The sequence below is a fragment of the Marinilabilia salmonicolor genome (assembly GCF_003003035.1).
Lineage (GTDB): Bacteria > Bacteroidota > Bacteroidia > Bacteroidales > Marinilabiliaceae > Marinilabilia > Marinilabilia salmonicolor_A.
Map to the genome: position 1 here is coordinate 65,266 of NZ_PVTS01000018.1, position 21,742 is coordinate 87,007.

At 43.4% G+C, this 21,742-nt stretch carries 17 protein-coding genes; 7 read left to right on the forward strand and 10 right to left on the reverse strand.

All coding sequences use genetic code 11. The features are described 5' to 3' along the window. Positions 1–38 precede the first annotated feature (38 nt). The 5 genes from BY457_RS15735 to xseB all read left to right on the forward strand — a co-directional run bounded on the left by BY457_RS15735 (position 39) and on the right by xseB (position 6,921). A complete protein-coding gene (locus BY457_RS15735; protein WP_106154285.1) occupies positions 39–1,478 on the forward strand; it encodes a monomeric [FeFe] hydrogenase in 1,440 nt (479 codons plus the stop codon). A gap of 656 nt (positions 1,479–2,134) precedes the next feature. Next, positions 2,135–4,054: a molecular chaperone DnaK gene (gene dnaK / locus BY457_RS15740; RefSeq protein WP_106154286.1), complete on the forward strand. Its 1,920-nt coding sequence runs from the start codon at positions 2,135–2,137 to the stop codon at positions 4,052–4,054. 401 nt (positions 4,055–4,455) lie between these two features. After that, a complete protein-coding gene (locus tag BY457_RS15745) occupies positions 4,456–5,304 on the forward strand; it encodes a toxin-antitoxin system YwqK family antitoxin (protein WP_106154287.1) in 849 nt (282 codons plus the stop codon). Positions 5,305–5,316: 12 nt separating this feature from the next. Continuing rightward, positions 5,317–6,705, forward strand: a complete 1,389-nt coding sequence (gene xseA / locus BY457_RS15750) for an exodeoxyribonuclease VII large subunit (protein WP_106154288.1) — start codon at positions 5,317–5,319, stop codon at positions 6,703–6,705. A 15-nt stretch (positions 6,706–6,720) separates the two neighbouring features. Beyond that, entirely contained in the window at positions 6,721–6,921 is a 201-nt protein-coding gene (gene xseB, locus BY457_RS15755; RefSeq protein WP_106154289.1) for an exodeoxyribonuclease VII small subunit, read from the forward strand. A gap of 9 nt (positions 6,922–6,930) precedes the next feature. Here xseB and BY457_RS15760 read toward each other — a convergent pair whose 3' ends face one another. After that, entirely contained in the window at positions 6,931–7,419 is a 489-nt protein-coding gene (locus tag BY457_RS15760; RefSeq protein ID WP_106154290.1) for a cytidine deaminase, read from the reverse strand. Positions 7,420–8,037: 618 nt separating this feature from the next. Here BY457_RS15760 and BY457_RS15765 point away from each other — a divergent pair. Both BY457_RS15765 and BY457_RS15770 read left to right on the forward strand, forming a co-directional pair. Next, positions 8,038–8,847: a glucosaminidase domain-containing protein gene (locus tag BY457_RS15765; RefSeq protein WP_106154320.1), complete on the forward strand. Its 810-nt coding sequence runs from the start codon at positions 8,038–8,040 to the stop codon at positions 8,845–8,847. Positions 8,848–9,113: 266 nt separating this feature from the next. Then, complete coding sequence (locus BY457_RS15770; RefSeq protein ID WP_106154291.1) at positions 9,114–9,527, forward strand: PAS domain S-box protein; 414 nt, start codon at positions 9,114–9,116, stop codon at positions 9,525–9,527. Positions 9,528–9,765: 238 nt separating this feature from the next. On the opposite strand, the gene fmt is transcribed toward BY457_RS15770, so the two are convergent. The 9 genes from fmt to BY457_RS15815 all read right to left on the reverse strand — a co-directional run bounded on the left by fmt (position 9,766) and on the right by BY457_RS15815 (position 21,742). Next, positions 9,766–10,713, reverse strand: coding sequence for a methionyl-tRNA formyltransferase (gene fmt, locus BY457_RS15775; RefSeq protein WP_106154292.1), 948 nt, complete (start codon positions 10,711–10,713; stop codon positions 9,766–9,768). A gap of 204 nt (positions 10,714–10,917) precedes the next feature. Next, on the reverse strand, positions 10,918–12,180 hold the full coding sequence (locus BY457_RS15780) for a bifunctional 3,4-dihydroxy-2-butanone-4-phosphate synthase/GTP cyclohydrolase II (protein WP_106154293.1): 1,263 nt from the start codon (positions 12,178–12,180) through the stop codon (positions 10,918–10,920). Between the two features lie 126 nt (positions 12,181–12,306). Then, positions 12,307–13,794 (reverse strand): LptF/LptG family permease, encoded by a 1,488-nt coding sequence (locus tag BY457_RS15785; protein ID WP_106154294.1) that lies wholly within the window; start codon positions 13,792–13,794, stop codon positions 12,307–12,309. A 217-nt stretch (positions 13,795–14,011) separates the two neighbouring features. Then, positions 14,012–14,401 carry an START-like domain-containing protein gene (locus tag BY457_RS15790; RefSeq protein WP_106154295.1) on the reverse strand — a complete coding sequence of 130 codons (390 nt, stop codon included), beginning with the start codon at positions 14,399–14,401 and terminating at the stop codon, positions 14,012–14,014. Positions 14,402–14,470: 69 nt separating this feature from the next. Then, entirely contained in the window at positions 14,471–16,246 is a 1,776-nt protein-coding gene (locus BY457_RS15795) for an ABC transporter ATP-binding protein (protein WP_106154296.1), read from the reverse strand. 63 nt (positions 16,247–16,309) lie between these two features. Then, positions 16,310–18,016, reverse strand: coding sequence for an ABC transporter ATP-binding protein (locus BY457_RS15800; protein ID WP_258176768.1), 1,707 nt, complete (start codon positions 18,014–18,016; stop codon positions 16,310–16,312). 68 nt (positions 18,017–18,084) lie between these two features. Further along, positions 18,085–19,446, reverse strand: a complete 1,362-nt coding sequence (locus BY457_RS15805; protein WP_106154298.1) for a glutamate--cysteine ligase — start codon at positions 19,444–19,446, stop codon at positions 18,085–18,087. An 11-nt stretch (positions 19,447–19,457) separates the two neighbouring features. Next, positions 19,458–20,468, reverse strand: coding sequence for a glutamate ligase (locus BY457_RS15810; RefSeq protein WP_106154299.1), 1,011 nt, complete (start codon positions 20,466–20,468; stop codon positions 19,458–19,460). 533 nt (positions 20,469–21,001) lie between these two features. Beyond that, on the reverse strand, positions 21,002–21,742 hold the full coding sequence (locus tag BY457_RS15815) for a LytR/AlgR family response regulator transcription factor (protein WP_106154300.1): 741 nt from the start codon (positions 21,740–21,742) through the stop codon (positions 21,002–21,004).

Consider the following 21,742-nt stretch of genomic DNA (forward strand, 5'->3'; position numbering starts at 1 on the left):
TTTGCGACCTGATAAATCCAAAAATCCCTTTTTAGTTTATGGCCTACATCCAAAACACCATGGTGATTCGTCGTGAGATTCTTGCGCGACTCACCAGATTGATGAAAGAAGATCAGCTTACCGAAAATATTGACCGTATCCCGCTGGAGATGGCTCCCAAGGAGAAAGGTGCTCAGCGACGATGCTGCGTGCACAAAGAACGGGCAGTCATCAAATACAAAACCATGCCTTTGCTGGGTTTTAGTCCCGATGATGAGAATGATGAGCTGACTCCTCTTTCGGAGTATGCCGGTGTTGCTCTTCAGCGCGAGGAGGCAAGCAATAACAGCACATTGACAGTGGTGGATGAGGCCTGTACCGGTTGTGTGAAGGTCAATTATGTGGTGAGTAATCTTTGTCGCGGGTGTGTAGCCCGTTCCTGCCAGATGAACTGCCCCAAAGATGCCATTATTATAAATGCGGCAGGGAAAGCACAGATTGTGGAAGAAGACTGCATCAGTTGTGGAATCTGCCACAAAGCCTGTCCCTATCATGCCATTATATATGTCCCTGTTCCCTGCGAGGAAGCCTGTCCGGTAGGAGCTATCAAAAAGAATGAGCAGGGAGTGGAAGAGATTGATGAGGAGAAATGCATCCTTTGTGGCAGATGCATCAATGCGTGTCCTTTTGGCTCCATTTTCGAAATTTCTCAGGTAATTGATGTTTTGAGTCACATAAAAAACGGTGGAAAGCTGACAGCCATGGTGGCTCCGGCCCTGCATGGTCAGTATGGGGTGAAACCCGGTCAGGTTATAAATGCCATCAAAGAGGTTGGCTTTGCCCATGTGGCAGAGGTGGCAGAAGGCGCCGATATGACAGCCCGTGAGGAAGCGGCTGAGTTTCGTGAGCGTCTGGAAGAGGGATGTTCTTTGATGACCACCTCCTGTTGTCCCAGTTATGTGGAGGCGGTCAATAAGCACATTCCTGCCATGAAAAAGCTGGTAAGTGAAACACCATCTCCGATGATTTTCTCAGCCCGTTTGGCCAAAGAGCGTTTTCCCGATTCCAAAACCGTCTTTATAGGCCCCTGTGTGGCCAAGCGCAAAGAAGCCAAAGACTCAGGACTGGTGGATTATGTGCTTACCTTTGAAGAACTGGATGCCATCTTCGAAGGAATGGGCATTGATGTGAGAAATATGCCTGAAGAGGCCGACCTGGTGCAAGTTCCGCGTGAAGCCCGTGGATTTGCAATGAGTAACGGAGTGACCAACGCAGTGAAAAAGGCAGGTGAGGATGTTTACATCAAAGAGGTGGTGATCAACGGGCTGGATAAAAAATCACTGAATATGCTGAAAGCCTATGCCCGCGGAAAAGCACCCGGGAACTTCATTGAGGTAATGGCTTGTGAGGGCGGCTGTCTTTCCGGCCCATGTTCTATTGCTGACGACCGAAAAGGTAAAAAACAGTTCAATGAATCGGTTGATTCACTGTATCAATAGTGAAATCTGTTAAGTCCAATATGACAGATTGGATTTTTGTAGTTTTTTTTTAATGTTGAATATTTAAAAAAGTATTCACTGGCTTGAAGGGAAGTGACATTGGCAGGTAAGCCTAAAAACAAGGTTGTTTTATCGCAAAATCGTCTCTGTTTGAATCTCGTGAGTGCAGCAAACGAGATGAGTTTTGACGATTTCTATAAAAGAACCGTAGTTTTTAGAGCGAAAACTGGTGCAGTCTTGAATTATTGCGTTTAGCGAAAGCAGTGTCAAGCTTGCTTGAACAATGCTGAGTGTAGCAATAATCATGAAATAGTTTCTTTGCCTACTTTCTTGTATCAAGACAAGAATTGGAGCGCAGCGGAAATCATGAACGCCAAAAGATATTATATCGTGAACTAAAGTAGGTCAGGGTTTAAGGGATGAAATCCCTCTTGGAAGATATAAGTATATTATTGAATTGTTCTGTTGATGAAATACAGGTCTCAAGTATTTCATTACTCTGCCGATTTGTCACCCGAATCCTGACACGATTCGGGTGTTTTTGTATCCTGTTGTGTCAGAATTACATCTTTTCCTGATGAAAGTGGATTGGCACAGGCTTTGATTTAGAAGATGCAGATTTTGAAAAAATTTAGAACGAAAAAATAATTTACACAATGGGAAAAATAATTGGAATTGACTTAGGTACAACCAACTCATGTGTTTCAGTGATGGAAGGTAACGAAGCTGTTGTAATACCCAACAGTGAAGGTAAGCGTACCACTCCGTCGATTGTTGCATTTGTGGAGAATGGTGAGCGTAAGGTAGGTGACCCGGCCAAGCGTCAGGCAATCACCAACCCCGAAAAAACAATATATTCTATCAAACGCTTCATGGGCGATCTCTATGACGATATCCCCAATGAGGTGAAGAGAGTTTCTTACAAAGTAGTAAAGGGCGAGAACAATACTCCTCGTGTACAGATTGATGATCGTCAATATACTCCTCAGGAAATTTCGGCAATGGTACTTCAGAAAATGAAGAAAACTGCTGAAGATTACCTGGGACAGGAGGTTACTGAGGCTGTTGTTACTGTTCCTGCTTACTTTAATGACTCTCAGCGTCAGGCAACCAAGGAAGCCGGTGAGATTGCCGGACTTAAAGTTCGCCGTATCATCAACGAGCCTACTGCTGCTTCGTTGGCTTACGGACTTGACAAAAAAGGTCAGGACATGAAAGTGGCCGTTTTCGACCTTGGTGGTGGTACTTTTGATATCAGTATCCTTGAGTTGGGTGACGGTGTTTTTGAAGTGAAATCTACCAATGGTGATACACACCTGGGTGGTGACGACTTCGACGATGTAATTATGAACTGGCTGGCTGATGAGTTCCAGAGTGATGAAGGTGTGGATTTGAGAAAAGATCCTATGGCACTTCAGCGCTTGAAAGATGCTGCAGAGAAAGCCAAGATTGAACTGTCAAGTTCAGGAAGCACTGAAATCAACCTGCCATATATTATGCCGGTGGATGGTGTCCCCAAGCACCTTGTGAAAACTTTGTCACGTTCAAAATTTGATCAGCTGACGGAAAATCTGGTACAGCGTACGCTCGAGCCTTGTAAAATGGCTCTGAAAGATGCCGGAATGACTGCTTCCGATGTGGATGAAGTGATTTTGGTAGGTGGTTCTACCCGTATCCCGGCTATTCAGAAGGTTGTGGAAGATTTCTTTGGTAAGAAAGCTTCAAAAGGGGTTAACCCCGATGAGGTGGTTGCTGTTGGAGCTGCTATTCAGGGTGGTGTTCTTACCGGTGAAGTAAAAGACGTATTGCTGCTTGATGTGACTCCGCTGTCACTGGGTATCGAAACCATGGGTGGTGTGATGACCAAGTTGATTGAGTCTAATACAACCATTCCGACTAAAAAGTCAGAAACCTTTACCACAGCTGCTGATAACCAGCCATCAGTTGAAATTCACGTATTGCAGGGTGAGCGCCCCATGGCCAAGGATAACAAGACCATTGGTCGCTTCCACCTCGACGGAATTCCACCAGCACCTCGTGGTACACCTCAGGTTGAAGTGACTTTCGATATCGATGCCAACGGTATTCTGCATGTGCGTGCGAAGGATAAAGCTACCGGAAAAGAGCAAAGCATCCGTATTGAAGCTTCTTCAGGATTGTCTGAGGACGAAATCAAACGTATGAAGGAAGAGGCTGAAGCCAATGCCGAAACAGATAAGCAGGCCAAGGAGAAAATTGACAAACTCAACGCTGCTGACAGTTTGATTTTCCAGACCGAGAAGCAAATGAAAGAGTTTGGAGATAAGATTCCGGCTGAAAAGAAGAAGCCCATCGAAGATGCTTTGGCTAAACTGAAAGAAGCTCATAAGAGCCAGGATGTTGCTGCCATTGACAAGGCTACCGAGGAACTGAATACAGTTTTTCAGGCTGCATCGCAGGAGATGTACAATGCCAGTCAGGAAGCTCAGGGCGGTCAGCAGCCCGGCGGCGAACAGCAAGCCGGTGGTGACCAGTCAGGTAAAAAAGGTGGTGACGATGATGAGGTGACCGACGTTGACTTTGAAGAAGTCAAATAATCCCCACATATATCTCAACATTTTTGAGAGCTGTTTTAATCAAAAAGAGGCTGTCCGTTGGGCAGCCTTTTTTGCTTACGTTAAATTGTAACCGTTGGTAGTGTGCAAAATGTCAACGGTCATTTCTATTCTTTGAAATACCATTGTTACCAAACTGTCGCCCCGCCACGGCTGATCCACCATGATAAGCATTGTACCAATTTCATACCCCTCCAGCTATTTGCCCTAACAGCTAAGAGCCAAGTGCTACCAGCTATCTCCCCTTATCTCTCATTACGCTCCAGTCCCTTTGCACCAGGCCCCAAGCTTTAGGCTCTTTTTTATTCAGTAACAATTGATACTTTTGTGTCAGCAAAACTTCATTTGCACAATAATTGTATAGTGATTAGAAAAACCAGAATATGATTCGTCAACTATTTATACTTTTTTTCCTGCTGCTGATGTTTCCGTCAGTTCAAGCTCAGGTAGGACTTTTTGAGAAACCGGAAGCGGTTCAAAAGAAGGAGAAGAGAGAACAGAAATATGAAAACCGTCGCGATGAAAAAGGCCGGAGGCAGGGCGACTGGATGCGCTATCATCCCAATGGCACCCCGGCCTACAAAGCCCGCTTTGTAGATGATCAACCGGTGGATACCCTGGTCAGGTACTACAAGAACGGGAATAAGTATGTGGAGATTGTGTTTGATGAAAACACCAATCGTGGAAAAGGGAAATTCTACTCTGAAGGCGGAAATCTGTTGGGCGAAGGTTTTTACCTCAATATGCAAAAGGACAGTGTCTGGCATTTCTATGATATGGAGGGCAACCTGAAAGCCAAAGAGGAATTTCAGTTTGATGAAAAAGCCGGGAGATCAGAGATCTATTTTGATACGGGGGAACTTGCAGCAGAAGTGACCTATGAAAAGGGGGAGAAACAAGGGATTGAAAAGCGTTATTACCCTGATGGAACGCTCCGCGTTAAGATCAGTTATCGCGAGGGAAACCTGCACGGTCCCTACGCTGTCTATTTTGAAAACGGGCAGAAAGAGATTGAGGGATTTTATGAAAACAATCTGCGCGACAGTACCTGGATTTTTTATGATGCTTTGGGACGTAAAAGTTTTACATTGCTTTATGAAGAGGGGATTGTTCAAAATGAGCATCTCCTGACAGAGAAGGAAATGGAGGAGTTTCAGCGTTATGAAGAGAATCGGAAGAAATTGAAAGATCCGGAAAATTTTATGGGAAATCCGGAAGAGTATTTGCGTTAAGATATCAGGGACATGGGGCAGGAAGCCATCACTTTATTTCAGTTAAATCAGAAAATCAAAGGTGTTCTCGACGATGCCATGATGCATTCCATCTGGGTGAAAGCCGAGATTGGCGAATTGCGTGTCAATCGTACCGGTCATTGTTACCTTGATTTAATTGAAAAAGACGATGCAGGTAATCAGTTGCTGGCGCGTTCCCGGGCAATAATTTGGGCTCAGAACTATCGTATGCTTAAGGCCTATTTTGAGTCTTCCACCGGGCAGGCATTAAGTAGCGGTCTTAAGGTTCTTGTGAAGGTAACTGTCCAGTTTCAGGAGGTTTTCGGCCTGAGTCTGATTATTACTGATATAGATCCCTCTTATACGATGGGGGACCTGGCCCGAAAAAGAAGAGAGGTTTTAATGCGCCTTGAAGAAGAGGGTGTATTAGAGATGAATAAAGACCTGGAACTTCCTGATGTTATCCAAAAAATTGCTGTTATTTCTTCTCCCACTGCTGCGGGGTATGGCGATTTTATTAATCAGCTGGAAAGCAATCCTTACGGAATTAAGTTTTATCATCATTTGTTTCCTGCGGTGATGCAGGGAGATCGTGCTGAACAGTCTATTGCTGAGGCTTTTGACCGGATTTTTGATTATGTTGACTTCTTCGACGCCGTTGTACTGATAAGGGGAGGAGGGGCAACCATCGATTTGTTGTGTTTCGACAGTTACTGGGTAGCCTATCATTTAGCCCAGTTTCCTCTTCCTGTGCTTACCGGAATTGGTCATGAAAGGGATGAATCTGTGGCCGATCTGGTAGCGAATACGTCATTGAAGACACCGACAGCTGTTGCGGCATTCCTGATTGAGCAGGCCGGAGAGTTCTTGTCTGGTGTGGATGAAAAAGCGCTGCAGGTTGCCGAAATGGCCAGAGATTTGATTCAGGCTGAAAAACAGCGTGCAGAGCATATTGCTGCTTCGTATGTTCCCAATGTGAAAATGGACTTGCAGCGACGAGCAAATAAACTGGAACGCGTGGTGGGGAGATTGCCGGTTATGGTATCCCGGAGAATGGGTTTTGAAAGTAATCAGCTGGGACGGTTGAAGGAGAAAGTTTTTGATTTTGGGGGACAACTGATAAAACAACAAAGACTGGCATTGCAGCAATACCGGGTTAGTCTTCATTCTTTGCCCGGCAGAAGATTTGCTGCTGAAGAGAAACGAATTAATTACCTGGATAATGCTTCCAGACTCAATGATCCGGAAAAACTTTTGAAAAAAGGATATTCCCTCACTTATGCCGGTGGAAAGCTGGTGAAAAGTGCAGCGGAAATAAATACCGGAGATACGGTAAATACCAGGTTTTACGACGGGGAATTGACCGGAAAAGTGGAGAAGGTAAGATTGAACAAGAAATAATTAATACAATAGAAAATGGCACAGAAAAAACTGACTTATAATCAGGCCATTTCCGAGATTGAAGAAATTCTCGCGAAAATGGAAAATGAAGAGTTGGATGTTGACGAATTGTCTGATAAAGTTAAACGCGTGTCGGAACTGGTACGCTTTTGTCGCAGTAAATTAAAAAACACAGAAGAAGAGGTGGAGAAAGTCCTCAAAGAGATGGAGGAATAGAACACCGGATTAAAGAAAGTCTGATTGAAAATTAAATGGTAACAGCCAGCTTGCCTTTTCAATTTTGATGATTTTTTTCTTTCCTGCCATTAATACAACAAAAGGTTGATTGAATCGCTTCTCCAATTCCACAAATACCTGGCGACAACTGCCACACGGCGGGACCGGCTCATCAAGTGGTTGTTTGTTTCGTAAGGCAGTTACAGCAATGGCTTTAACGGGCGTGTCGGGATATTGTGAAGAGGCATAAAACAACGCCACTCTTTCGGCACATAGTCCTGAGGGATAAGCAGCATTTTCCTGGTTACTTCCTGTAACAATTGTTCCGTTTTCAAGGAGTACCGCTGCACCAACACTGAAGTTAGAATATTTAGCGTATGCCCCTTTTGCTATTTCTTCTGCCTTTTCCACCAACTCTTTTTCACTGATGTTGAGTGCGGAGGATGATTCAAACTCTTCGAATGGAAAATTAAAGATTTGCTGTGTTTTTTCGGACATAAAGTTTTTTTCTTAAAAGTAGTAGTTTTTGTTCAACACACCAAGAGGCATTTTGTGATCAAGCTACCATTATGAAGAAAAATCTAATGATTTCGAAAGAAGCTTGCCTCGCTCTGCTTGCAATGACCGTGTTTTAAAGGTTTAATCAGAGGTTTATTTTAGGTAAAGGCCGGTCATTGCGAATGACTACCCAAATTATTTTTTGAGGCCTAATGCGAAATTGATAAGCTGAGATGCTCAATGTTAAGATTATAGGAAAGGTTATCAGTTGAGCAAGGCGCGGCCGATTCTTTTGTGGGAAAGCGGCAAGGCCGAAGCCGATCCGCTGTTTCGTCTCTAACGGCGGATCAGAGTCCGCCGCACCTAATCTGTCATTGGTAACCTAGTGAAGCAATCTCAATTTTTTAATAGGACACCAATGATTTTATATATATTTGTTGCTGCATTTTTTTGGGAAACTATTACCCTTTCAAGGGTTTACGAAATTTATTGAATATGTCGTTAAGAGTGTTTTTGAGCTGTTTTTTGTCCTTTTTCTTTTTCGCAACTTTGTCAGGGCAATCTTCTTCCCGTCTTTCCCCCCAAGATTATATCGAGAAATATAATGAATGGGCTGTGATGAATATGAAACGCACAGGAGTTCCGGCAAGTATTACGCTGGCGCAGGGGATGCTCGAATCGGGCAATGGGAACAGCCGGCTTGCTGTGGAGGCCAACAACCATTTTGGTATTAAGTGCCATGAGTGGACAGGAGAGAAAGTTTATCACCACGATGACAGAAGAAATGAATGTTTCCGGAAATACAACTCCGTTTATGATTCTTATGCCGATCATGCGAAGTTTTTGACAGGTCGCTCCCGTTATGCTGCTCTTTTTGAGCTTGAAACCACTGATTATAAAGGTTGGGCCAAAGGCTTGAAAAAGGCAGGTTATGCCACAGATCCAAATTATGCCAAACGTTTGATTGATATCATCGAGAAGTATCAACTTCATCTATTCGATGAGGAAGGGGGGCGCCAAACAGCATGGAGACGCTCCGGAGAGCGGGAGATTTCTGTCGGAACGCACGAAATAGATCCGTTTTCCCGGCATGAGGTACACTACAACAATGGTGTGAAGTATGTGAAGGTTCAATCGTCGGATACCTTCTCCGGAATTGCCGAAGAATTTGGTCTCAGAGACTGGGAACTGCCCCGATATAACGATCTGGGTGCCGAGCGCGGAAAGGTGACTGATTATAAGTATCTCTATATTCAGCCCAAAAGAAAAAATGCGCATCCCAATCATAAAACCCATTTGGTGCGTGAAAATGAAACCATGTTTGAGATTTCTCAAATTTATGGAGTCAAAATGAAGAGCCTCTATAAAATTAATGAAATGCCGGAGGGGAAAGAACCCCGACCGGGTGACAGGATAAAATTGAGGTAGGTTTTGTAAAACAAAACTGGTTGTTTGTTGAACATTTTTGCCCTGATCAGGTTATCTAATTATATAAATAAAAGTGTATGTCTATGAACTAAACAAAATTTGTTTATAGTCATGTGTTTGTCAGGAAAGTGCCAGTTACAAGGCTTGCGAAGCCCGAAAGTACGGAGTTTACTTGAGTGAATGAGGAATTTTCGGGCAAGCATAACGCAGTAAATGGTACTTTATGGACAAACATTAAATAGGTAATCTTTAAAATAAATTTGAATATGGGACGAATCAACATTCACCGAACCAAAGAGATTAAAGCGGAAATTACCGAAAATCCGCAAAATGCACAGGAAATAATTGATTCAGAGGGAATTCTCGGTATCTGTGTGACAGATGATAAGGGCTATTACACACATGTGAATCCACGGTACAATGAGATTTACGGTTATGAACCGGGAGAGCTCAAGGGAAAACATTTTACATCGGTTGTTCCGACTGAGATGCATGAAAAGTTACAAACGGCTCACGATATGTTTATCAAAAATGAGTACGAAATTGTGAGATACTGGGATGTGGTAAATAAACGTGGAGAAACGATCAAAATTCAGGCGGCAGCCGCATTTTTCAATAATATTTTTAACAATCAGGGCAAGGGTCATAAGGTGACATTTGTTTACCATGATGAAGACTAAGGAGTTTCTGTCCATAAAGCCCCGTTTACTGCGTTATGCCATTAGCGGGAATTGCTCATTTACTCAAGTAAACTCCGCATTTCTGCTAATGGCAAGCCCCCGAAGAAAAATCGGGGCAGGCTTTGTAAGCGGAACCTTCTGAACAGAAAAAGCGAACTTGAGAAACTTTACTTAGTTTATAGACGGACTCTAAAGAGAACAGGGAGGCAGATTTTTTCTGCCTCCCTGTTGTTTTATTCTATTCAAAGCGAGCACCTTCCTCTAATTTATGTCCTCTCAGGAAATCTTCTGCTTTCATTCTTTTCTTACCGGCTATCTGAAGTTCATGAATTTTCAGAGCCCCTCCGGCAGTACCTGCAAGAATAAGCTTTTTATTGTCACTGTATAGTTCACCGGCTTTGAGCCCGTCAGAATCGTTTTCTTTTGTTTCAAAGATTTTTACTGATGTTGTGGTGCCATCAGGCAAAACCAGCTCTGTCCAGGCTGCCGGGTAAGGACTGAGTCCCCTTATCAGATTGTAAATCTCCTCACTGTCGGCATTCCAGTCGATTCGGCAATCCTCTTTAAATATTTTTGGTGCCGGTTTCAATTCTTTTTGTGGTTGGGGCACCGGTTTTATGTTGTCTCCGGCTACCGCCTCTACCGTTTTTACTACCAGGCTGGCGCCAATTTCCATTAATTTGTCGTGCACTGTTCCAGCATTGTCTTTTTTGGAAATGGGGACCTCCTCCTGAAAAATGATGTCTCCTGTGTCAATTTCATGCTTTAGAAAGAAGGTGGTCACTCCTGTTTTCTTTTCGCCATTGATAACCGCCCAGTTAATTGGTGCAGCCCCTCTGTATTCGGGAAGGAGAGAAGCGTGAAGGTTAAAAGTCCCTTTTGGGGGCATATTCCAGACCACTTCGGGCAGCATTCTGAAAGCCACCACTACTTGCAGATCTGCTTTTAAGGCCCTCAGTTCTTCGAGAAATACCGGATCTTTAAGCTTTTCGGGTTGCAGAACTGTTAATCCGTTTTCTAAAGCAAACTCTTTGACCGGTGAGGGTTTGAGTTTTCTTCCTCTTCCCGCCGGTTTATCGGGAGCTGTGATGACCCCCACAATGTTGGCTCCGGCACTCAGCAATGCCCTCAGGCTCTCCGTGGCAAAGTCCGGAGTTCCCATAAATACGATTCTTAAATTCTGCATAATTTTTGTATTTTGAACAAAAATAAGAAAAAAATGTGGCCTTTGCTGAGAGAGAAAACTCCATAAAAAATGCCGGCAAAAGCCGGCAGTAAAGAATTTATTGTTTGGATATAACCTCGTTCAGATGGAGCGTACGGTTGTGGGTTTTACTCTCCGGAAAAGCTTCGTCTTATTCGCTACTGACTACTGACTAATTTCTAAAACTCACTTCTTGTTCTTAAAATTGGCAGGACGATCCATATATTTGAAAAATTTGAGGTTGTGCCCCATCCGTTCTTTCTTGGTATGCATATAAAACTCATTGTAGGGGTTTGGCTCCACTTCAATGGGGATGTTTTCCACAATGGTGAGTCCGTATCCCTCCAGCCCGATGCGTTTAATCGGGTTGTTGGTCATCAACCGCATTTTTTTGACTCCCAATTCTCTCAGAATCTGGGCTCCCACGCCATAATCGCGTTCATCGGCTTCAAATCCCAGGTCGGTGTTGGCATCAACAGTATCGCGACCCTCTTCCTGCAGTTTGTAAGCTTTAATTTTGTTCATCAGGCCAATTCCCCGGCCTTCCTGATTCATATAAACAATGACTCCTTTACCTTCTTTTTCTATGGTTTCCATAGCTTTTTGAAGTTGTTCGCCACATTCACAACGTAACGATCCGAAGATATCGCCGGTGGCACACGACGAGTGCACCCTTACCAAAATGGGCTCATCTTCATCCCAGGAACCTTTAATCAGAGCCATATGTTCCAATCCATTGGATTTTTGTTTAAAAGGGATGAATTGGAAGTCTCCGTGAGCAGTGGGTAAATGCACTTCCACTCCTTTTACAATCAGGCTTTCTTTTTGAAGTCGATAGGCAATCAGGTCCTTTATGGTAATGATTTTCAGGTCAAACTTTTTGGCGATTTCCATCAGCTGTGGAAGTCTGGCCATGGTGCCATCATCATTCATGATTTCTACCAGCACGCCCGAAGGGGAGAGCCCTGCAAGTCTGGCAAGATCCACAGTGGCTTCGGTATGTCCGGATCTCCGAAGCACACCTCTTTCTTTTGCTTTGAGCGGGAAAATATGTCCGGGTCTTCCCAGGTCTTCGGGCTTTGTAGCAGGGTCGCTCAGTGCTTTTATGGTTTTAGCCCTGTCGGATGCAGAAATGCCCGTGGTACAGCCGTTTCCCAATAAGTCCACAGAAACGGTAAAAGGTGTAGCGTGAAGTGAAGTGTTCTTTCCCACCATCAATTCCAACTCCAGTTCATTGCAGCGCTCTTCCAGCAGTGGCGCACAAATGAGGCCACGCCCATGCTTGGCCATGAAATTTACCTTTTCAGGGGTTATCAGTTCAGCGGAGGTAATGAAATCTCCTTCGTTTTCGCGGTCTTCGTCATCTACCACAATAACCAGTTCCCCTTTGCGGAATGCTTCTATGGCTTCATCAATTGTATTTAGTTGAATGTCGGAAGTGTTGCCCATGGCTTTGAAAAAATTGTCATTTAAAGATTACAAAATTACACAAATAATTGTCAGCCACAATGCCGGATGTCATTTAAACCAGATAATGAAGTGTAAAAAACGCTAAGAGATATTTTTATTCCGGAACTATTTCCATTTCTTTTTTCGCTTAAACCGGGCCAGGAATTTCTGGAAGAAGATGACATAGGCGTCAGAATTCATGATGGCAGAATCGGTGGCTGATTTGTAAGTCAGAAATACTCCCAGCGGCAGTAAAACTGCGGATGAAAGCCACATACCCTGATAAACCAGCCATATGCCTTCACGGGCAAGCTTGGCTCCCATGGTGTCGATGATGTAGTAAGCTACAAAAAAGAGTACTGAGATAACCACCGGCATTCCGAGTCCCCCTTTGCGAATGATGGCTCCAAGAGGGGCTCCGATAAAGAAAAATATCAGACAGGCAAAGGGTAAAGTGAATTTCCTGTGCATTTCCATTTGGTGTCTTCTCAGGTTGATGTCCTGACGTTCGATGAATTTCATTCGCTCATCGATGGTGCTTTTCGTATTTCTGGCCTGACGCAATGTCATATCATAGACCATTTGTTTCCGACTGTTGCTCAATTGTTGAAATACACTGTCAATATTTATTGCTTTGGTGGAGTCTATTTCCGAGAAATCTCGATTATTATCAGGATTGGTTGAGGTTTTTCGGGTTCTATGTCTGATTTTAGAGAAATAGAATGATCGGGAACGTGATTCCAGATTATTTACAAATTTATCTTTTTCCCCGTTTATGGAATCCAGATCGTGATTGATCTGTTCCAGGGTTTTCATGCGGTCACTATGCTTGAAAAGGTTTTCGTCTGTTTTGGAGAAATCGAAGCCCTTCAATGGAATAATGGCTGTCTGGGTATCAAAATTATCGGTTCTGAATAGATGGTCCTGCTTGTTTCGGCTGTTTTTTTCAAGTCCTACCTTTTCATCGTAGCGCACTCCGTTATAGAGAATCAGTTTTAGAAATTTTTTATCGTCCGACATGAGCAGTTTTCCTGAGTCGGCAAGGGTAACATTGCTGTTACGGGCGTAACGGTCGCGATGATCATAGATCATCACATCGTAAAGCATGTTTTTGGAAGGGTCTTTTTTCTTTACCTTAATGCTGAAATCATCGACACCCTGATAGAATACGTTTTCTTTGATGTCCAGTTCCAGACGTGTTTCCTTGATTCCGTGAAGAATGGATACCAGCTTCAGGTTAGCAACCGGAAGAACATTGTTTGAAAATTTATAGGCTCCAAAAGAGGTGAGAACCGTAAGGATAATCAGCGGCAACATTATTCTTTGCAGAGATATTCCTGCAGATTTGAGTGCGGTCAGCTCATAGTTTTCCCCAAGATTCCCGAAAGTCATTAAGGAGGCCAGCAGTATGGCCAGCGGAAGTGCCATGGGAACCACCTGGAGAGAGGCGTAAAACAACAGCTCTGATAATACATGCCATTCCAGTCCTTTTCCCACCAAATCATCAACATAGCGCCACAGAAACTGCATGACCAGGATGAACATGGAGATAAAAAAGGTCATCAGCAACGGGCCGAGATAACTTTTGAGAATAAACAGGTGGACTTTCTTCATCTGTATTAATTGTGTGCTTTTTTAATTTTTGCAATGGGCTTGGTATGGATAACTTCCTACGGTCGGAAAGGTGAAAGCAAAAAAAAGCATTCAAAATATGTACCACATTTTGAATGCAAAGTTAATGAAACAAGTAGTATTTTACAGCCTGCTTTGTATATTATTTGAATACAACTCCTCTATTCACTGAGATTGCGGAAAAACCTTGAAGAACAGGTTAGGAAGAACCCAACCCGTGTTTTAATACATCTATCTGTTGATCCCAAAGTTCGATGGTGTCTTCTTTGTCTCCGGGTTCCACGTTGTCGGTAATAATCAGTGCCACATCTCCGGTTAGTTCGTCCACATTGATGTCGAATTCAAACCAGATCTCTTCCATCCCTTCATCCAACCACTGATATCTGACCATTTTGTTTTCTTTGCGCAGGGTTTGTTCGGCTTGTTGTTCACTTCCTTCCCATATAAATGTAAAAATTTTCCCTTTTACATTTACATTGTCGGCAAACCACTCTGAAAGACCACTTGGGGTGGCCAGCCGGTTGAAAAGTATTGCCGGCGAGGTGTTGAGAATGTACTCAAGCTCAATTTTTTCTAAATTGTCTGCCATCGTAATTATTATTTTGGTTTTCTGGTTACAATATAGTGGAATTATCCATAAAAAAAAATTGAAGGGAATCTATTCTGATAAAGAAGAGTCTGTATTTTTCTCCTCCCATGTTTTGACCAGACCGGCATATTTTCCTCCCTGACTGACAAGCTCATCGTGGTTGCCACGTTCAATGATCCGGCCTTGTTCCAGCACAAGAATCTGATCACTGTGTTTGATGGTGCTTAGGCGGTGTGCCACAGCAATCACCGTGCGTGAGGAGAAAATATTCTCGATTGCCTTCTGGATGTAATTCTCAGTAAGAGAGTCCACTGCGCTGGTTGCCTCATCCAGAATAATCAGTTCATTGTTTCCACTGATGGCACGGGCAAAAGAGATGAGCTGCCCCTGACCTTTGGAAAGGTTGTCGCCGTTGTCCTGAATGACATACTCCATTTTGCCGGGCAACTGATTGATAAAATGATCGGCATAAACAAATGAAGCTGCCTTTTGGATGTCTTCTTCGGTAAGGTATTCTCTTCCCAGAGCTATGTTGAAACGGATGGAATCGTTGAACATAAAAATGTCCTGTTGCATCAGTGCCATCATATTTCTGATTTCTGCCAAAGGGATATCTCTCAGTTCCCGTCCATTTATTTGGATGGAGCCTCTGTATCCGGTATAAGTTTTGGTAAGCAGGCGGATTATGGTTGATTTTCCTGATCCGGTGGTGCCCACCAGTGCAATCCGGTCACCTTTCCGGAGGGTAAATGAGATATTTTTTAAAACATCGGGAGCATCTTCGGAATAACGGAATGAAACATTTTCAAAGCGGATTTCCCTGAGTTCGGAAGATCCTTCTTTTTTGGTTTCATTTTCAACTTCTTCTGTTTCCTGCTCGAAAAGATGACTGATGTGATCCAAAGCGGACAGGGCCCTCTGGATGGTGGATATTTGCTGTGCAAACTGACGCACCGGGATGAACAGTCGCCCCAGGGTGGTGATGAAAACCACCAGCACTCCCATGGTATAACCATAATCCCATACCTGAATGGCACCGTAAAACAGCACTAAAGCTGTGGCCACCGAGGTAATGCCTTCTACAATGGAATACAACGCCGAATCGTACACATTGGAGCGATTCTGGGCATTGCAGTAGGTTTGGTTAAGATTGTTGTATTTGTTCCATGCCTCATCTTCTGCGTTGTAGAGCTGGATGGTTTTCATACCATTCAGTGATTCCTGAAGATAAGCTGCCGATTTGGCGAGGCTTGTTCGCGATTCATCGTAGGCGGCTCTTATTTTTCTGCGCAGATATCGCATTACCAGAACTATGAGTGGTACTACTATCAGTAAAACCAGCGTTAAGCGCCAGTTGAGATAAAACAGGTAACCTACCAGGGCGGTGGTTTTTATGCTTTCGGATAAAAGTCCAAGAATTCCTGCGGCAAAAGATTCACTGATGGATTCCATGTCGCTGGTAAGGCGGCTGAGGGTTACCCCGATGGGGTGTTTGTCGTAATACCTCATAGGAAACCGGATGGCTTTGCCAAATAATTCACGACGCATATCCACAATGGCCAGTCCGCCTGCCTTGGAAAAGGTGTAACTGTACACCCCGTCAAATAAAAGATTTAGCAACAAAACTCCCGCAAGGAACAAAGCATAAGTTTTTAGGCCTGTGACGTCTCCGGGAACAATGTAATCGTCGATGATTCGCTCAACCAGCCATAAAAATAAAATACTTGCGGTGGTGGTGACAGGAATGGATGACAAGCTGACGATGAGCCATTTTTTATGTGGAACAAAATAGCGTCCGAATCTTTTGATCAGGCTCCAGTCTTTATTTGTTAATATTTTGGCCATAGTTCAATTTTCTATTTTTCTCAATCCTTAACTCTCACTCCTCAACCCTCATTCCTCAATCCTTTATTTCTGCAACTGCCAGGTATCCCGATAGAATGCCGATGTTTTGATCAGCTCTTCATGTGTTCCGATGGCTTCAATTTGTCCCTCGTCCAGTACAATGGTGAAGTCTGTTTTTTCTAATACGCTGGTTCGGTTGGATACCACCAGCAAGCTCTCTGCCGGATGCTGTTCAAAGATCTGTTTGATCAAAAAACGTTCTGTATCAGTATCCACCGCCGAGAATACATCATCGAGAATAAGCAGTTTGCTGGGAGTATAAAGAGATCGGGCAAGGCTGATGCGCTGTTTCTGCCCCCCCGAGAGCATGATGCCCTTTTCTCCAACGAGTGTTTCTTCCTGTTTTGGAAAACGTGCCAGTTCATCCGAAAAGGCACTTTTGAATATGACATCATTAAAGATATTGGTATGTTCGGCCTTTTGTGCCCCAAAAGTGACATTGTTTTTGATGCTGTCAGAAAATAGAAAAACTTCCTGTGTAACTGTTTTGGCCACCGAACGGATGTCTTCTGCATGCAGCTTGTTTGCATCTTTATCATCAAAGAAGAGCTGACCGGGTTCGGGGCGCAGGTATCCATTGATTAAATTGATAAGTGTGGTTTTTCCTGCTCCTACTTTTCCGGTTATGCCTACCACCTGTCCCGGTTTTATGGTGAATGAGATGTCTCGCAAGGTGGGATGGTCTCCGTTGTGATAGGTGTAAGTGAGGTTTTTGAGTGTGATGCTATTCTTAAACAGGTTTTTTTGGTGCTGCACAGGTAATGGTTTTTTGTCATCGTCTGTGCCTTTTCGGTCCATAATGGTCTGAAGACTCGAAATTCCCACAAAGCCCTGCTGAAAAACTGTGAGAACCCATCCCAGCCCCATGATAGGTTGTGTGAGAAGTGCCGAGTAGGCAATGAATTCGGTGAGCTGGCCAATGGTAAATTTGCCCTGGATGACATATAAGCCCCCGGCAAAAAGGACCACTATTTTTAAAATTTGCTCCAGATTACCCAGCAATGGAAGTATGAAGGCTCTTATCCAGGTAATACGCATGGTGTATTTGAACAACGACACGTTCTCTTTTTCAACCTTATCTTCTGCCCAACGATGGATGTTGTAACTTTTTATGACACCGTTACCGGACAAAAAGGAGATGGTTTTGCCCGATAGTTTTTGCAGGGCATCCATCCGTTTGTGGGTGTTTTTTACCATTATTACCATGCCCACACGTACAATGATAAAAACTATCACCATTGGAATCACACAATAAAGTGTAAGAGCGGGTGAGAGATTCCACATTTTATAGGGAGTTAGCGATAAGGAAAAGATAATATTACCCGTTTGCAGTAACCCAAAGCCGGTAATCATCCGCACTCCGTTGATGTCATTATTGATGCGTGAAATGATGGAGCCGGTGCTGTTTTGGTCATAATAATCTTTGCCGAACGAGGAGAGTTTCCTGAACATCTCTCCTTTTAGTTGTTTCTCAATCAATCGTCCGGGAACGAAAAACAGAATTCTGGAAAGGGTGCGTACCAGTATTAAAACCAATGCAAGGCCCAGAATAATCAGTACGTAGTTGTAGAAACTGTCCCGATTTGAAGGCTCTCCATTAGAGATGATGTCAATGCTTTTTTGGATGAATTCGGGAATGGTCACCGACGTCCATATGGTGAGTCCCAGGAAAATAAATCCTCCGGTGTACCACCATCTGAAACGGTGCATATATTTAATCAGAAATAATAATTTCGAGCGCATACGATGGTAATTATTGATTTTTGGCAATAACCGGCTTACTTCTCCTGCATGGGCTCCGCTTGTGGCCAGCATTGCATCAGGCGACTTAAGTCACCATCCCATTCAGTTCTGTATTTTTGCAGATGTCTTTCTGCCTGTGTAGTCCCCGACTCCGCAATTTCCATGATGGGAGTAAGGTATCGGCTCTCATTTTCGATACCCAGTTTTTTAGACCGGCGGGAAAGTCCTTCCTCTGATATTTTCAGCATCTGAAGTGCAATATCTCTGATTTTTAGGTTTTTTGCTGATGCTTTCAGGCCGAGTTCCGGAACTTTGTCTCTCATTTCACGGAGGGTGTCTATATCCCATTTGCTGATGATCTCATAACTTTCATTCAGTGCGTCCGCATCGTAAAGAAGTCCCACCCAAAAGGCTGAAAGAGCTGCAATGTGTGAAACACAACTGGCATCGGCACCCCGCATTTCGATGAATCTCTTCAATCTGATATCCGGAAAAACGGTGGAAATATGAGTTTCCCAATCTTCCATAGTTGGGGTGAGCCGGTGTTTTCCGGCCATGAAATCTCGAAAGGTCATTTTTTCGCTGTCAATGTACTGACCATCTCTGAGGATGAAATACATGGGAACATCCAGCAAATAGTCCACCCATCGCTCAAAACCAAAACTCTGATCAAAAATAAATGGCAGAAAACCACATCGATCCGGATCGGTATCTTCCCATACCTGAGCGCGGTAACTTAAATATCCGTTGGGGCGTCCTTCTGTAAACGGGGAGTTGGCAAACAGAGCCGTTGCGGTGCTCTGCAACGCCTGGCCAATTCTCATCTTTCGGATCATGTCCTGCTCGTTTTGATAATCGAGGTTAACCTGAATGGTGGCCGTTCGCGTCATCATGTCAAGTCCCAATCTGCCTTTGGTGGGCATGTAAGCTTTCATAATCCGGTAACGCTCTTTGGGCATCCATTGCATCTCTTCGCGCCTGCATAGTGGGTCAAATCCCAGGGCCAGGGTTACAGCCCCGGTTTCTTTGCAGATTTTGCTCAGATCTTCGAAGTGTTTGCGGGTCTCACCATAGGTTTGATGGATGTTGTGAAAATTTTTGCCTGATAACTCAAACTGGCCGCCGGGCTCAATGGTAATAGAGGCTCCGTCCTTTTCAAGTCCAATAATTTTGTCGTCTTCCCGGATGGTGGTCCAGCCCTCTTTGGCCATAAGCTCCATCACCTGGCTTATTCCCGGTTTTGTGCTGTGGCCGAGCCTTTGAAGATTGTCTTTCTGGTATAGAAACTTTTCATGTTCGGTTCCAATCCCCCAATCTTTCGGCTCTTTATTTCCTGCGGCCAAATAATCTATGAGTTGCTGTTTTTTCAAAATAGGTATCTCTTTCTTTGTTGCCATTCGTTAATGCTTTATTTGGAATTTAAAATGGCATCCAGCACATACTTCTCAACCTCGCGGTTTTTGCCAATGTAAGGAAAATCGTGCATGGAGAGCATGGCCGGTGCATTGAGTTCCACAACAATATAATTTTGTGGGGATGGGGTTTCCTGCAGGTTTTTTATGATGATGTCGATGCCTGCAATTTTGAGCCCTGCAGCCTGCGCTGCTTCTACTGCCACTTCTTTGTAGTAGCTGGGCATCTCATCAGTGACATCGATACTGTCTCCTCCTGTGCTGAGGTTGGAGTTTTTTCTTAAAAATATTTTTTGCCCTTTTTCAGGGATGGAATGTAACGATAAGTCCTGTTTCTTCAAGTGGCGCAATATCTCTCCATCCGGCTTTATTTTTAGAAGCGGATGGGTGTAATCATCTCCGCGATTTTTGTTTTTTGCTTCTATCAGTTCTTCAATGGATTCTGTTCCGTTTCCGGTGATATTGGCCGGTTCCCTGAAAGCAATGGCACGTAACTGGTTGTCAATGACCAGAAATCTGTATTCCTGACCGGGGTGATACTCTTCTACGATTACTTTTTTTGAGAATCTGAAGGCATCTTTCACCGCTGTATTTACCTCTTCCAGTGTGCCAAGATTGGTGCTTACTGCAATTCCATGATCAGTATCCATTGGTTTTACAACTAACGGATAGTTCAGGTTTGTAATTCTTGCTGCTTCGGATTGGGAGTGTAGCAATAGACCTTTGGCGTGACTGATGCCCTTTCTTCTAAGAAACTGTTTGGTCATCCATTTATCATTGGAAATCCAATAGGCAATAAGGCTGTTGGCATCTGAGATTGTGCCCTCATGAATGATGTATTCTTTATTGTTGTAGGTGACTGCTATCAGGTTATTCTTGTCGTCCAGAACCTCAAAGGGGATGTTTCGGGCCATTATTTCTTTTAGAATTATTTGCGTGGTGGCCTCAAAATGCTCATACCCTTTTAGCGGCTGAAAGTTATATCCGGTTTCATGCGTGTCTGCCATACCTTTCTTATTGATTTATTGAACTGCAAAGGTAAGCAATGACAGAGAGAAAATGTTCGCTTTTTTACGAACTCTGGTTTTTGAACCGGAAGAGAAGAGGGAAAAAGAAAAACCGGGCAGCTTTTGTTAGTGCTAAGATGTTTATACCCCATTACATACATAGAAGAAAGAAACAAAAGACTACCCGGTTTTTTTAGGGTTGGGCTTGCAGTGAAGCAAATCCATTTATATTTTCAGGTAAGCAGATTACCTTTTAAATCATTTATGCTCATTTGTTGTACTCTGCAAGACCCTTTTAATAGAAAATCCGGACAACCATGACTGCTTTCCCTTTAAGACCATGTTCCCCATTATCCCCATTGGGATTTTGAAAGAAAAGAAATGAGCCGGTCGTCCGGATTCAAGGGCTGGGTTCTTGCATTACAGGAGTCAAAGATGAGCGATTATTTTGAGGAAAAAAAGCGAAAAGTCAGTGGTTTTCTGAATGATATGTTTTGTTTTCTGAATGGCAGGTTTGGACCAACGAACGAATTTCAACCAAAATACTCATCCAGTATTTTCATTCCCGACTTTGAGATGTTTAATCCAACTTCCTTGTTACCGTTAAACATGATGCATTTTTTTTGAGTACGGTTGACTTCTCTTAAAAAGGAAGTATTAATAACATGTGAGCGTGAGATTCTTAGAAAGTCGTTTGAATTGATGGTGGACAGGATTTTACCGATGTTTTGAGCCACGTAATGGTCACTCTCTTTTTCCATCACAATCTTTGTATAAACGTGGTCTGCTTCTAAAAAGACGATATCTTTTGGATTTACCAGCAGAAAGCCCGACTGGGTATTAAATCGTATAAGTTGATGCTCCTTTTGGGGGGTGTTGTTTTCCGGTAATGGTTGTTCTGTACCCCGTGATGAGAAAGTTTTTTCAATTTTTTCGATGCATTTCTGCAATCGATCAGGACTTACCGGTTTTAAAATGTAATCAATAATGTTGTATTCAAATGCTTTCAGTGCATATTGATCATAGGCTGAAACAAAAACAATCTGGGTAGAGCAGCGGTTTTTGTAAAGTTTTTTGGCGATATCCACCCCTGATTTCGTACCAAGATGAATGTCCAAAAAAAGGACATCGGGTCTTAACAGGGCTATTTCATCGACCAGGTTCTCAGCACAGGAAAATTTTCCGATGACTTCAAAATTGAAATAATCATTTATCATTTTGGTTAAAACGGCTAATGCACCGGGTTCATCATCAACAATTACTACTTTGTACAT

Coding starts and splice junctions, on each gene's coding strand:
- BY457_RS15735 (WP_106154285.1), top strand. CDS start 39: ATGGCCTACATCCAAAACACCATGGTGATTCGTCGTGAGATTCTTGCG.
- dnaK (WP_106154286.1), top strand. CDS start 2,135: ATGGGAAAAATAATTGGAATTGACTTAGGTACAACCAACTCATGTGTT.
- BY457_RS15745 (WP_106154287.1), top strand. CDS start 4,456: ATGATTCGTCAACTATTTATACTTTTTTTCCTGCTGCTGATGTTTCCG.
- xseA (WP_106154288.1), top strand. CDS start 5,317: ATGGGGCAGGAAGCCATCACTTTATTTCAGTTAAATCAGAAAATCAAA.
- xseB (WP_106154289.1), top strand. CDS start 6,721: ATGGCACAGAAAAAACTGACTTATAATCAGGCCATTTCCGAGATTGAA.
- BY457_RS15760 (WP_106154290.1), bottom strand. CDS start 7,419: ATGTCCGAAAAAACACAGCAAATCTTTAATTTTCCATTCGAAGAGTTT.
- BY457_RS15765 (WP_106154320.1), top strand. CDS start 8,038: ATGAATATGAAACGCACAGGAGTTCCGGCAAGTATTACGCTGGCGCAG.
- BY457_RS15770 (WP_106154291.1), top strand. CDS start 9,114: ATGGGACGAATCAACATTCACCGAACCAAAGAGATTAAAGCGGAAATT.
- fmt (WP_106154292.1), bottom strand. CDS start 10,713: ATGCAGAATTTAAGAATCGTATTTATGGGAACTCCGGACTTTGCCACG.
- BY457_RS15780 (WP_106154293.1), bottom strand. CDS start 12,180: ATGGGCAACACTTCCGACATTCAACTAAATACAATTGATGAAGCCATA.
- BY457_RS15785 (WP_106154294.1), bottom strand. CDS start 13,794: ATGAAGAAAGTCCACCTGTTTATTCTCAAAAGTTATCTCGGCCCGTTG.
- BY457_RS15790 (WP_106154295.1), bottom strand. CDS start 14,401: ATGGCAGACAATTTAGAAAAAATTGAGCTTGAGTACATTCTCAACACC.
- BY457_RS15795 (WP_106154296.1), bottom strand. CDS start 16,246: ATGGCCAAAATATTAACAAATAAAGACTGGAGCCTGATCAAAAGATTC.
- BY457_RS15800 (WP_258176768.1), bottom strand. CDS start 18,016: ATGCACCGTTTCAGATGGTGGTACACCGGAGGATTTATTTTCCTGGGA.
- BY457_RS15805 (WP_106154298.1), bottom strand. CDS start 19,446: ATGGCAACAAAGAAAGAGATACCTATTTTGAAAAAACAGCAACTCATA.
- BY457_RS15810 (WP_106154299.1), bottom strand. CDS start 20,468: ATGGCAGACACGCATGAAACCGGATATAACTTTCAGCCGCTAAAAGGG.
- BY457_RS15815 (WP_106154300.1), bottom strand. CDS start 21,742: ATGTACAAAGTAGTAATTGTTGATGATGAACCCGGTGCATTAGCCGTT.